Origin of the sequence: Novosphingobium sp. NDB2Meth1 (assembly GCF_900117425.1) — a bacterium.
Lineage (GTDB): Bacteria > Pseudomonadota > Alphaproteobacteria > Sphingomonadales > Sphingomonadaceae > Novosphingobium.
This window is the reverse complement of the sequence record NZ_FPEH01000025.1, coordinates 1-12,393: the sequence shown is the minus strand read 5'-3', so window position 1 is coordinate 12,393 and position 12,393 is coordinate 1. Positions and strand designations below refer to the sequence as shown.

Annotated in this window: 8 protein-coding genes and 2 pseudogenes; 3 read left to right on the top strand and 7 right to left on the bottom strand. The window is 62.3% G+C overall.

The window, feature by feature from the left end:
* Window positions 1-23 precede the first annotated feature (23 nt).
* The 7 genes and pseudogenes from NDB2M1_RS17175 to NDB2M1_RS17140 all read right to left on the bottom strand — a co-directional run bounded on the left by NDB2M1_RS17175 (window position 24) and on the right by NDB2M1_RS17140 (window position 6,933).
* Window positions 24-986 carry an arsenic resistance protein gene (locus NDB2M1_RS17175; protein WP_007015418.1) on the bottom strand — a complete coding sequence of 321 codons (963 nt, stop codon included), beginning with the start codon at window positions 984-986 and terminating at the stop codon, window positions 24-26.
* Entirely contained in the window at window positions 983-2,875 is a 1,893-nt protein-coding gene (locus NDB2M1_RS17170; protein ID WP_253185934.1) for an FTR1 family protein, read from the bottom strand. The genes NDB2M1_RS17175 and NDB2M1_RS17170 overlap by 4 nt, the downstream gene beginning before the upstream one ends.
* A gap of 640 nt (window positions 2,876-3,515) precedes the next feature.
* Window positions 3,516-4,061, bottom strand: a complete 546-nt coding sequence (locus NDB2M1_RS22180) for a hypothetical protein (RefSeq protein ID WP_143146822.1) — start codon at window positions 4,059-4,061, stop codon at window positions 3,516-3,518.
* Between the two features lie 203 nt (window positions 4,062-4,264).
* A pseudogene (locus tag NDB2M1_RS17160) lies at window positions 4,265-5,178 on the bottom strand (integrase core domain-containing protein).
* A gap of 322 nt (window positions 5,179-5,500) precedes the next feature.
* Window positions 5,501-6,247 (bottom strand): annotated as a pseudogene (locus NDB2M1_RS17150) (IS110 family transposase); the annotation flags it as partial.
* Window positions 6,248-6,350: 103 nt separating this feature from the next.
* Window positions 6,351-6,578 carry a BrnA antitoxin family protein gene (locus NDB2M1_RS17145; RefSeq protein ID WP_196490200.1) on the bottom strand — a complete coding sequence of 76 codons (228 nt, stop codon included), beginning with the start codon at window positions 6,576-6,578 and terminating at the stop codon, window positions 6,351-6,353.
* 37 nt (window positions 6,579-6,615) lie between these two features.
* A complete protein-coding gene (locus NDB2M1_RS17140; protein ID WP_031290428.1) occupies window positions 6,616-6,933 on the bottom strand; it encodes a BrnT family toxin in 318 nt (105 codons plus the stop codon).
* Between the two features lie 186 nt (window positions 6,934-7,119).
* On the opposite strand from NDB2M1_RS17140, the gene NDB2M1_RS17135 reads away from it, so the two are divergent.
* From NDB2M1_RS17135 to NDB2M1_RS17125, 3 genes are all read left to right on the top strand, one after another.
* Window positions 7,120-7,737 (top strand): recombinase family protein, encoded by a 618-nt coding sequence (locus tag NDB2M1_RS17135; RefSeq protein ID WP_015449304.1) that lies wholly within the window; start codon window positions 7,120-7,122, stop codon window positions 7,735-7,737.
* A gap of 9 nt (window positions 7,738-7,746) precedes the next feature.
* The gene (locus NDB2M1_RS17130; RefSeq protein WP_072384083.1) at window positions 7,747-10,752 is read left to right on the top strand and encodes a Tn3 family transposase; all 3,006 of its coding nucleotides are present in this window, start codon (window positions 7,747-7,749) and stop codon (window positions 10,750-10,752) included.
* A gap of 99 nt (window positions 10,753-10,851) precedes the next feature.
* Complete coding sequence (locus tag NDB2M1_RS17125; RefSeq protein ID WP_083554951.1) at window positions 10,852-11,847, top strand: ArsA-related P-loop ATPase; 996 nt, start codon at window positions 10,852-10,854, stop codon at window positions 11,845-11,847.
* The last annotated feature ends 546 nt before the right edge of the window (window positions 11,848-12,393 follow it).

Sequence of the window (12,393 nt, the reverse complement as noted above, 5' to 3'; positions counted from 1 at the left end):
GAACGACAATTTCCAATTGAATCCTATTTATTACCCAGAAGCGGCATCAGCCTGATGTAAATGAGCGAAGCAACAAGCTCGACAAGCGTCTGAGTGACAATGACGGCGGGCAGCAGCGGTATCGCGCCGGGCACAGCTAGCGCGAGCGGTAATACCACAAGCGAATTGCGCGTAGCTGCGCTGAAAGCGACCGCGCGGCTCGCTGGCGCGTCCAGCCTGACGAGACGCGCGACGCCCCAGCCAACCAGCGGTGCCATCGCTGCAAAGGCGATGTAAAGCGGCGCGACCGCTAACACGGTTGCCACAGCCGGACCGAGTTGCGGAACGACGGCGGCGATGACGATGAACAGGACGAGCGCCGTCGCGGGCACCGGGAGCAGCCCGAGCGTTTCAGCAACGCGGGTGCCCGCTGCGCTGCGAGCCGCCCACATCTGACAGAGCACGGCGAAGGCCAGCGGTATGGCAATCAGCCACAGGAAGGCGTGAACGAACGGCCTCATCTGCATCAGGTCTGCGGCCTGCGACCCGAGGAACAGGGTGAGCCATAGCGGCAGCAAGAGCATCTGCACGACGAGGAGTACCGGCGTCGCTGCTAACAGCAGCCGGGCGTCGGCGCGGCCGAGATGGGAGAAGGTGACGACATAGTCGATGCACGGGCAGAGCAGCACAATGAGGATCCCGAGCCGGACAAGCGGCTCGGGCGGCGCAAACTGAACGAGGATCATCACCAGGATGGGCATGGCCGCGAAATTGACAGCAAGCAGTGCCCCGAAGAACCGGCCATTGCGGAACGCCTCACGCAACGAGGCGAGCGGCACCTGCAAGAAGGTCACGAAGAGCATGAGTGCCAACGCCGGACTGATTGCTGGCTCCAGACTCTCAGTGCCGCTGAGTACCGCGGCGACGACTGCAGCGAGACAGACCGCCACAAAATACATCGCGACCTGCCGCGTCTCCAACAGGTCCCGCAGTTCCTCTCGCCTCATGCGGCGCTCGCCTGCGCTGCACGCCGGTTCCAAAGGAAACCGAGCGCGAGCAGCACCAGCATAGCGAATTGCGCGAGGATCGTTTCACGCGTCGAATAAATCCCGAGCAGGTCGCTGCGTGGGAAACCGGGCCAAGGCGTGATCGGCAGATAGCCCGCTTCCTGCAGCGCGCCAGTACCCTTGCCGATCAGCACCACCGCCAACACCGCGATCAGCGCCGAGCTATAGGCGAAGAACTTGCCAATCGGCAGCGTGCGGCTGTGGCGCAGCATGACGAAGGCGATGACCGCCAGCACCGCGATCGCGGCGAACGCACCGGCGACGACCGCGCCGCCATTCCCCTGGCTCCAAATTGCCGCGTAGAACAGGATCGTCTCAAACACCTCGCGATACACGACAATGAAAGCCAGGGCGAACAGGAACCAGGCCGAGCGCCGGTTGAGGGCTCGGCCGAGCTTGTCGCGGATATAGCGTTGCCAGGCATCAGCGTTGCTCTTGCCATGCATCCAGATGCCGACCCACAGCAGCACCAACGCCGCGAAGACGCCACCAAAGCCTTCAGTCAGTTCGCGGCTCGCCCCACTGATGGTAATGAGCCAGGTTGCGGCTGCCCAGGTGCCGGCCCCGGCGAAGAGCGCAGCGATCCACCCGCCATGGACATAGGGAAGCACGTCGCGCCGATCAGCCTTGGCGAGGAACGTTATCATGGCGATGACGATCAGGATCGCTTCCAGCCCCTCGCGGACGAGGATGGTGAAGGCGGCCACGAAACTCGACGTTGCAGAGGCTTCGCCTGGTGCCAAGGCGCCTTCCGCGTCTTCGAACAGATCGTCGAGCGTTGCGGCATGCCCCCTGACCGTATCGACCGGCTCACCGCGCGCGATCGCAGCGCGTAGGTCCGCCATCGCGCCCTCGATGCGGATCATCAGCGCATTGTCACGCGCAGAAAGCACCGCCTCGACCGGCTCGAACCCATCGAGATAAGCCGACAGCGCCAGATCGGTCGCGGCCTTGCGCTCACCGCGTCCGTAAGCTGCAAGCGCTTCATCCAGCTTCGCACGCGCCAACGTCAGCGTGCCAGTCGCCTGCGCTGCAGCGACCGCTTCGGGATGGCGCCGCAAATAGGACATCAGCGCTTGGGCTTTGTCCTCGCCGATTTCTGCAGCCAGCGCGGCCGGCGTCGTGCCGACCAGCTTCTCGAGATCGAGACGTGTGCGCAGATCGGCATCGCTATTCCACAGCGCCTTACCGCTTGCCACCAGCTCTTCTGGATAGGCGAGCGACCCGGCATAAAAAGCGAGCGCCCAGCGATCCTGCGGCGGCAGGTTCGCGAAGCTTGCCATGCCGGTACCGTCCAGGCCCTGCTCGATCACCTGATAGAGCGCGAAGATGCTGCGTTCGCGCGCGCGCACTTCGTCGGTGAAGGCGATCGCGGGCGGATCGAGGCCCGCGGCCTGGGGACCATCGCCCTTGCCGATGGTGCCGTGGCAACTCGCGCATTGTTCGGCAAAGAGCGCCTTGCCGCGCGCCAAGTCCGGCGCAAGCGTCGGGGCGAGGGGCACCGGATAGGATTTGATGAGATCGGCGGCGAGGCCACGCGCCGCCATAGCGATGGCCGGTGCGGGCAACTTAAACGCGACGATCCGTTCGAGGCGGGCCGCCTGTCGGGAAAGTTCGGCCTTCGCGGATGACGCGGGCAGTTCGCCGATCAGCTTGCTCGCGGTGGACGAAAACTCGACCATCTCGTCGAACTCTGCTTGGTTGACCACCTTTCCGTTCTCGACGGCTTCAGGATAATCGACCGCGATATAGTCAAGCAACCGCCAGATGGTTTGCGCGGGCGCCGTCTGCGCCGACGCCGGAGCACTGAGGCAAGGAAATGCCGCCATCAGGAACGTAAACAGCAAAAAGATTTGTCGCATTGCGTCGCGACTGCAGCGCATTAGCAGACCTAGAAAGGACTGCTCCCTGTTTCGCCACGAAGCGGCGCCGATCGCGGGTTCGCGCGCGGCGATGCGGTTATTGCTCATCCGATCGCTCTGTTCCCGCCGCTCGTCCAGACGGCTTCATTTCAAGTAATACTGAACCATTGAATGGCCTATGGACGAAGATCAAGCGCTCACTGCTTTCACTGCCATTTCGAACCAGACCCGCCTTCGGAGCGTGCGACTTTTGGTCGTTGCCGGCACCGACGGTCGATGCGCCGGTGCTATCGCCCGAGCCTTGGGCGGCGCGCCTGCATCGCGCATCTCATTCCATCTCAGTCTGCGCGAGCAATCCGGCCTCGTCGGAAGCCCCCGGGAAGAACGCTCGATCATCTATAGCGCTGTTTTCCCAGCCCTATCCGAGCCGACCGAACTTCTCCCCGCCCGGGTGGCAGAGCGCCGAAACCGAATGAATTCCGACTCCCATCCGTCGAGCGACACCAAGTAGTGACCAAGACGGAAAACTCCTCCCTGACGGATCGAACGAAGGGTGACGCTTCGAAGCAATGCTCCTCGTCGGTGCGCAATCTATTCGCGGCTCAGTTCACATTCCGCTGCCTCGCCGCCGCAAGAAGGCAAAGTTGTGGTCATACCCTGTCACCCAAATTCGGGGCGGAAGATGTGCGAAGTTTCGAAAATCAAACCATCTGCACGCGGCCTCCTCCAGCAAGGAAGAATGAACGCGCCGGTCATTCCAGCCCAGAATCAGAGTTCCATCGAGCTCCAATGCGCCAGCACAAGCCGCCAAGGAGCGCAACTGGTCCGAAAAGCGGTTTACCCCGAAACCAAGCACTCCAGTCAGAACGATCGTCCTGAACACGGTATCAGGGAACAGTTCGCCAATCTTTGTCACGCAACCTGTCTCGTGTCGCCCCTCGACGCCATACACGGATGCGTGAGGATCCTTGTCCAGCGTCCAGCAAACACCGCCGTGTTCCTCAAATTGAGCCGGATATTCACACGTATATGCACGAACACCAACGAATAGGATATTTCCAGCCCGACGCGCGACCTCCGGAAAAATGTGCTCCCTCATGACAAGTCGATCGGGGGCAGAAGCAATGTCGGCGGTTCGCTGCGCCTGAGACATGCGAGCACGACGCAAAAGTTTACGAACTGCGCCTCGTCGCGGCGCGACAAGAGCAGTCTCCAAGAAAACACTTAACGGTCGATCAGAATGCCAACCCAAGTCAAACGCCCGCCCGTCGGGGGACTTATCGTTAGTAATTTGCATAATTAATCCTGTCAGCAATGGCTGCACCCATCTTGACATGCTCCCCTGATTGTTACCAGTCAGAGGTAGAGTCCGGCTCCTTCATGATGGGTGTTTGATGGGATGGCAACGTGTCTGGGGGCATGCCCCCAGACACGTTGGCCGGCGGTCTCGGCGGGGGTCTTCCCGCCCAGTTTCGAGTGCGGCCTGACCGTGTTGTAATCGTGCCGCCAGGCAGCCAGCACGAACCGGGCATGGGCCAGCGAGGTGAACAGCGTCTCGTTGAGGCATTCGTCGCGCAGGCGACCATTGAAGCTCTCGACGAAGCCGTTCTGCATTGGCTTGCCCGGTGCGATGTAGTGCCACTCGACCCGCCGCTCCTGCGACCAGCGCAGGATGGCCGACGAGGTCAGTTCGGTGCCATAGCACATTGGGAAGCGGTCCCTCGACGGACCGGATTGCCTTGATGAAGACAAGGGCGCGTAGCGCCCGCCGGCTTCATCAAGGCGGCCATGACCGGCCAGCAGATAGCCTAGGCGACGATAGCCGAACCGGCGACGTTCCGCCGCCAGCTCGCGGAGCCGTTGTCGCAGAGCCATGTCGTCCAGCCTCGTCGGCTCGTAACGGATCACCCTGCGGTTCACACCAACCAGTGCACACGCCCGACGCTCGCTCACCCCGTGATGCTCCCGGGCATGGGCGACGGCCTCCCGCTTGGCGCCGGGCGTCACCATTTTTTTGATGCCAGATCCTTCAGCACCGCGTTGTCGAGCATCGCCTCGGCCAAAAGCTTCTTCAGCCGGGAGTTCTCCTCTTCGAGCGATCGCAGCCGCCGGGCCTCGGACACCTCCAACCCGCCGAACTTCGACTTCCACTTGTAGAACGTTGCCGAGCTGATCCCGTGGCGACGGCAAACCTCCGCCGTTGCCATGCCCGCTTCCTGCTCCTTCAAGATCGCAATGATCTGCTCTTCGTTGAACCTGCTGCGCTTCATCTTCGTCCGACTCCTTCGCGGCGGACTCTACCAAAAAGCGGTCACATTTCAGGGGAGCATGTGTGGACGGCCCCCGCGGTGCAAGAGGTTTTTGGGTGTTGATGAGCACCGGTCGGGTGCATCCATGTGTCCGGCCTGTTCGCGCAGCACTGCATGGCTGCTGGCCCTGATGAAGTCCGCGGATCGTTTCCCTGATCACGTCAACGCGCTTGGTTAGCGCCTGCTCCCCTTGGGTTTCCACGATCCCCGGTCTGACCGGTCTGTCATCACTACTCATTCACCCCGCACCAGCCTTTGGGCGCTGCCTTTCACTCCCCAGCGCTCAAGCAGCTGCCGATCGATATACCTCTCCTCTGCTCATGATGACCCAGGCGATCCGGGCGGTCTTGTTGGCCAGAGCCACGCTGGCGATCTTCGCCGGTTTGGTCGCCAGCAGTCTAGCCAGCCACGGCTGCTTCGATCGGTCCTTGCGGGTCATTCGCATCACGGCCGTGGCTCCAACGACAAGTAGCCGCCTAAGGTAGCCATCACCCTGTTTGGTGATGCCGCCAAGCCGTTCCTTGCCGCCCGAGCTGTGCGGTCGCGGTGTAAGGCCCAACCAGGCCGCGAACTGGCGGCCTGATCTGAAGATCGAGGCATCTGGTACTGTTGCTGCGATGGCCGACGCTGTAATCGGTCCAATGCCGGGAACCGTCGCCAAGCGCTGGCTGACCTCATCGCGGCGATGCCAGTCAAGGATCTGCTTCTCGAGATGTCCGATCTCGCGACCAAGCGCATGGAACTGAGCCACGATGCTACGCAGGGCCGACTGCGCATGAACCGGCACGGCATCTTGCGCTTCCTGCACCAGCGCCAGCAGCGAGTTGACGCCGGCAGGGCCTTGGGCCTTCACGATCCCGTACTCGCCAAGGTGCGCACGCAACGCGTTGATCAGCATGGTCCGTTGCCGGACCAGAAGGTCGCGGGTCTTGTGCAGCATGAGTGCAGCTTGCTGCTCTTCCGACTTCACCGCCACGAACCGCATCGTTGGTCTGGTCACTGCTTCGCAGATCGCCTCGGCATCGGCTGCTGTTGATGGCGGAGTAAAATGCCCCAGAAGTGACATTTGAAAATTCCCCACTTGGGGTTTGAGTAGCAACGGAACAGAAAACCTACATAAGCCAAGCAGCCGCTTATCTCCGGTCCGCGTTGTCATGGACATAACGGCGCAGCACGCGGTTTATTTCGGTCTGGTATCCCCCCGATTGCGCGTGATCCTTGAACCAGCTCACCACATCGGTATCGAGCCGCAGGGTAACGGGTTTTTTGCGCGGCTTGTAAAGACCGGGACGCTTTGCCAAAGCCCAATTCTCAATCGGTGCCTCGGGAATATCCGCCGTGTCGATGTCAGTGTCAGGCATGTCCACTAGCTGCGCAATTTGGGCCGCTATGTCAGCCTCAGTCATCTTGTGCTTCATAACGTTTCCTTTCATCGGCTGTCGCTTTTCGGGCGCTGATAATACGTATGCTGTTCTCATCGTCACCCGTGGGGAGCGTGTGGACGACCGTTAAGATCAATATGCCGCGTACCAAGCCAATCGCGTGCCAGCGTTCTTCGTCGTTTTCATAGCGATCAAACACGATGATATGGGCGGGATCATCCCAGACCAGCTCAGCCAGCTCGAATGCGACATGGTGCTTGCGCAGGTTGGCAGCGGCCTTGTCGTCGTCCCACTCAAATATCACAAAACTTCCTGTATTGACATTATCGTGCATACATTGCTCGAGGGCCAGATGCAACGCTGAACCATGCGGTCACAACAAACCCCGGTTTGATGCGAAGCGGTCCGACGAACGCGATCGACCCACTGGACGGCCTTCAATCTCACATCTACCCGTCCAGAAACCTATAGCCGGTAAACCCATCGTTCGATAGATTGATGCAAGAGGGAGCGGGCGTCGATGCTGATCGGGTACATGCGGGTGTCGACGGGCGAGCAGAATCTCGATCTGCAACGTGATGCGCTCGATCGTGCCGGATGCAACCGGATCTTCGACGACGTTTGCTCGGGCCGTACGACCGAACGGCCTGGGCTCGACAAGGCAATCGATATCATGCGTGATGGCGACGCTCTTGTTGTCTGGAAGCTCGACCGAATTGGACGGTCGCTGCCTCACGTCGTCGGGCTGGTCGGAGATCTGCAGAAGCGCGGCGTCGGCCTGAAGGTGCTGACCGGCGATATCGATACGACGACCGTCACGGGCCGGTTAGTGTTCGGCATCTTCGCAACCCTGGCCGAGTTCGAGCGCGACCTGATCCACGAGCGCACGATGGCAGGGCTGGCTGCGGCCAGGGCCCGTGGCCGCGCGGGCGGGCGGCCACGGGTGATGACGAAACAGAAGTTGAAGGCCGCAATGGCGTTGATGGCAGACCGCGACAATGCCGCGCGCGACGTCGCTGTCCAGCTCGGAGTATCGGTGTCGACACTCTATGCCTATGTCGACGCCAAAGGACAGCCGCGAGAGCGGGCCAGCGAACTGTTGGCCAAGCGCGGGACCAGATCCGCGGCAGCGGCATAGCGTGAAGCGGTGCCAGTCAGCTTTCTCTCGGACGACCAGGCACTGCGATATGGTCGCTTCGTAGGCGATCCGACCTCGGAACAGCTGGCGCGGCACTTTCATCTCGACGATGCGGACCGGGCGTTCATCGGCGCACACCGCGGCGACCACAACCGGCTCGGTGTCGCGGTGCAGCTTGGCTCGTTGAGGCTGCTCGGCACTTTTCTCGAAGATCCGGCGCAAATACCTGCGTCCGTCACGCGATTTGCTGGCGACCAACTGGCGATCGACGGATCGGCCGAACTAATGGCGCGATATTGCGCGACCAAGGGACGATGGCGGCACGGCCCGCGCATCCGCATTCATTATGGCTACCGAGTCTTCTCCGATCCCGGCGTCGCGTTCCGATTGCATCGTTTCCTGTATGCGCTGTGCTGGACGGGCACCGATCGACCGTCGGCCCTGTTCGACGCAGCCGCGACATGGCTGCTCGAGTTCAAGGTGATGTTACCGGGATTGTCCGTCCTCGAGCGCGATATCGCACGGGTCCGCACGCGAGTCGCCGCGCACGTCCATCGCCGCCTGGTCGACAAGCTGACGTCAGAGCAACGTACCCGGCTCGATACGCTCGTCGCTGTTGCCGAAGATGGACGGCAAAGCCCGCTCGATCGACTCCGTGATGGGCCATATCTGCAAAGCGGCCCTGAGATCAGCCGGGCCATCGACCGACTGACCGAAATCCGTACATTCACCACAGGCTTGCCCGAACTCGACCGCGTACCGCCCGGCAAGGCCGCCGCATTAGCGCGATTTGCCGGCGCCGCGAAAGCGCAGGCCGTCGCCCGGTTGCCGGACGATCGCCGCGCGGCGACCCTGGTTGCCTTCATCCGGACGCTTGAAGCGTCGGCCAGCGACGATGTCATCGACCTGTTCGACGCCGTGTCGACCAAGATGTTCTCCAATGCGCGCATCAACGCCAAGGAGGCGCGGATGCGCTCACTGCGCGATCTCGACGCCGCATCGCTCCGGCTTCGCGATGTCGGGGCGGTGCTGCTCGATGACAGTATCGGCGACACCGAGGTCCGCGCAGCCGTGTTCGCGCTCGTCGACCGGGCAGCGCTGACCGAGGCCGTCGCGCAGGTGAACCTGCTCGCCCGGCCGACCGACGAGAGCTACTTCGTCGAGTTGCGCCAGCAGGCTGGCACGATGCGCTATCTGCCGAAGATGCTTGCTGGGCTCGATCTTGCGGCGGCGCCAGCGGGGCAGCCGCTGTTGGACGCGGTCGATCACCTGCGGAGAGTTCACCAGGGTGAAAAGCGCCGTGGACCGGTACCAACATCTTTCGTACCCAAGGCCTGGGCCCGCCAGCTGAAGACCGCGGACGGTGCATTCGATCTGATCGGATACCGGCTTTGTACGCTCGACCGACTACGCCGCGCCATCCGTCGCCGCGACGTCTTTCCCGTTCGCTCACTTCGCTATGCCGATCCTCGCAAGGGCCTACTGACGGGAGCTGGCTGGGAGGCGGCGCGACCGACGGTATGCCGCACGGTCGGCGTGGCGGTCGCTGGCGACGAGGAAATCGCCAAACTTTCGGCGCGGCTCGATCTTGCCTACCGCGAAACAGCCGCGCGCGTGCCGGACAACGATGCGGTGACAATTACGAAGACCGCGAGCGCCGCCGACCTATCAATCGCACCGCTCGATAAGATCGACGAGCCATTGAGCCTCACCAACCTGCATAATGCGATCGATGCGCGACTGCCGCGGCTCGATCTCCCCGAGCTGATCCTGGAGATGCACGCGCGAACGGGGTTCGGGGCAGCGTTCACTCATGCCAGTGAGGGCAATGCGCGCGCTGAGGATATAGCGACCACGATCTGTGCAGTGCTTGTCGCGGAGGCAACCAATACCGGGTTCGAGCCGCTTGTCCGCTCGGAGGTCCCCGCCTTGCGCCGGTCGCGGCTGAGCTGGGTGAAGCAGAACTTCATGCGGGCCGAAACGCTGACGGCGGCCAACGCGCTACTGGTCGCCGCGCATAACAGGATTCCACTGACCCGTGCCTGGGGCGGCGGCGAGGTCGCCTCGGCCGATGGGCTGCGATTCACCGTGCCGGTCCGCACGATCCACGCCGGCCCGAACCCGCGCTATTTCGGGCGCGAACGCGGCGTCACCTGGTACAATCTGGTTTCCGACCGTTTTTCCGGGCTGAATGCCGTGACGGTCCCCGGTACGTTGCGCGACAGCCTCCATCTGCTGGCGGTCGTGCTCGACCAGGAAACCGAATTGCGGCCAAGCGAAATCATGACCGATACGGCCGGCTATACCGACACGATTTTCGGCGTTTTCTACCTCCTCGGGCTCCAGTTCTCGCCGCGCATCGCCGATATCGGCGGCGCGCGGTTCTGGCGTGTCGATGGAAAGGCCGATTACGGTGTGCTGGACGACCTCGCGTCGAACAGGATCAACACCAAGCTGATCGTCGAGCACTGGGATGACCTGCTGCGCCTGGCCGGATCGCTGAAACTCGGCGTCGTGCGCGCGACTGGGCTCACCCGTGTCCTTCAGACCAACGATCGCCCGACCAAGCTAGCGCGCGCGCTCCAGGAACTTGGCCGCCTCATCAAGTCGCTCTACATGCTGCGGTTCATCGATGACGAAACCTACCGGCGACGCATCCTGGTCCAGCTCAACCGGGGCGAGAGCCGTCACCAGCTCGCCCGCACCGTATTCCACGGCAAGCGCGGTGAGCTTCGTCAGCGTTACCGCGAAGGGCAAGAAGATCAACTCGGCGCGCTTGGGCTCGTCGTCAATCTGGTCGTGCTCTGGAACACGATCTACATCGACGCCGCGCTCAACCAGCTCCGCACCGAAGGTCATGTGATCCTCGACGAGGACGTCGCGCGCCTCTCGCCGCTCGGCTCCCAACACATCAACATGCTCGGGCGCTACGCCTTCACCATCCCCGACATGGTCGCGCGCGGCGAGCTGCGGCCGCTCCGTGATCCCAGCGTCACGGGCATCGACGATGCCTGAAGCCGCGCCTTATGTAGGTTTTCTGTTCCGTTGCTACTCAACCCCCGTGATGCACTGGCCAATGCGCTGATCGCTCGCGACCGCGCCGCGATTGCGGGCATGGATGCTGGCCTCGCAGCCCTGCCGCAAACCCGGTTCGCGCTGCGTCCTGAAAACCTTGTCGGGCTTGATGCCTTGCGCCGGATGGGTGCGCCGGTGGACCTTTCGACGGCCGCTGTGCGCACGATTGAAGCGGAATTGCCGACGTTTGCGGCGCTGGTGGATGGGATCGAGGCGTCCGGCAAGGGACTGGTCATGACTATGGGCAAAGGTGGGGTCGGCAAGACCACCATTGCCGCCGCGGTTGCAGTAGAGCTTGCAGGGCGTGGGCACGAGGTGCTGCTGACCACCACTGACCCGGCGGCCCATCTGACCGAGACGCTTGCCGGTGACGTGCCCAACTTGACCGTCAGCCGCATCGACCCCGAGGCTGAGACGCAAGCCTATCGTGACCACATCCTGGCGTCCAAGGGCGCGAGCCTGGATGCACAGGGCCGCGCGATGCTGGAGGAAGACCTGCGTTCGCCCTGCACTGAAGAGATCGCGGTGTTTCAGGCTTTCTCGAGAGTGATCCGCGAGGCGGGCCGCAAGTTCGTGGTTATGGACACCGCTCCGACGGGGCATACGCTGCTGCTTCTGGATGCCACGGGGTCTTATCACCGAGACGTGATGCGGCACGCGGGCGAGAATGCCAGCCACATGACCACCCCGATGATGCGCCTGCAAGATCCAGAGCGGACCAAGATTCTGATTGTCACCCTGCCCGAGACTACGCCGGTGCTCGAAGCAGCACGTCTACAGGAAGATCTTCGCCGCGCCGGGATTGATCCCTGGGCCTGGGTCGTCAACGCGAGCCTCGCCGCGACCGGAACTACCCATCCTGTTCTGGCGGCGCGCGCTGCGACCGAAGCGCCGGAGATCGCCAAGATCCGCAACGGACTTGCCACGCGTCATGCCATCGTGCCGATGCTGGCCGAAGATCCTGTGGGCGCAGCCCGCCTGCGGGCGTTGGTTAGGCAGTCGATGAAGCTGGCGGTGGCGACCGGCGACCTCTGAGTTGCTCGCACAGATCGCGGTCCGCACATTACGAGGGGGATCGCGATCGCCCCGTCGCTGGCATACTAATTTGCTATGCCCGCGCCTTGTCGAGCACGGCCTTGAGGAAGTGTTGGAATGCCACATCAGTTTCAACTTTGCCGCCTCAAGCTTGAACTCGCGGCTGAACTTCATTCGTCGCATTGTGGAACAACGGTATGTGGAAACATCACATCTCGGTGTCCATCAAACTGGCAGCAGGCCAATCCGCACAAAAGTCAGTCTCTATATGCGAGACGGACCACCCCGATCTAGAATTGAGTCGGAGCGCGGGCTCGACATCTCCGACATCACCAAAAGCCCAACACAGAATGGCCTGAGAAACGACTCATCCAACGAATTTCTAAACGCTCCCTGGATCCAGCAAGCACAGCCATTACGGTCGTGTCCCACGGGGTGGTGTAGGAACCGTCGATCCGCAGTAGGATCAGGTTCGGGTCAGGCAGCCAGAGCTGGCAGGCTGACAATGGGGTTATGGCTCACCGAGCCGAGGGTTTCCAGCGTCAT

What these genes read in the sequence shown, in the direction of transcription:
- NDB2M1_RS17175 (WP_007015418.1), bottom strand. Translation starts at nt 986, where the DNA reads ATGAGGCGAGAGGAACTGCGGGACCTGTTGGAGACGCGGCAGGTCGCG.
- NDB2M1_RS17170 (WP_253185934.1), bottom strand. Translation starts at nt 2,875, where the DNA reads ATGGCGGCATTTCCTTGCCTCAGTGCTCCGGCGTCGGCGCAGACGGCG.
- NDB2M1_RS22180 (WP_143146822.1), bottom strand. Translation starts at nt 4,061, where the DNA reads ATGTCTCAGGCGCAGCGAACCGCCGACATTGCTTCTGCCCCCGATCGA.
- NDB2M1_RS17145 (WP_196490200.1), bottom strand. Translation starts at nt 6,578, where the DNA reads ATGCCTGACACTGACATCGACACGGCGGATATTCCCGAGGCACCGATT.
- NDB2M1_RS17140 (WP_031290428.1), bottom strand. Translation starts at nt 6,933, where the DNA reads ATGCACGATAATGTCAATACAGGAAGTTTTGTGATATTTGAGTGGGAC.
- NDB2M1_RS17135 (WP_015449304.1), top strand. Translation starts at nt 7,120, where the DNA reads ATGCTGATCGGGTACATGCGGGTGTCGACGGGCGAGCAGAATCTCGAT.
- NDB2M1_RS17125 (WP_083554951.1), top strand. Translation starts at nt 10,852, where the DNA reads ATGGATGCTGGCCTCGCAGCCCTGCCGCAAACCCGGTTCGCGCTGCGT.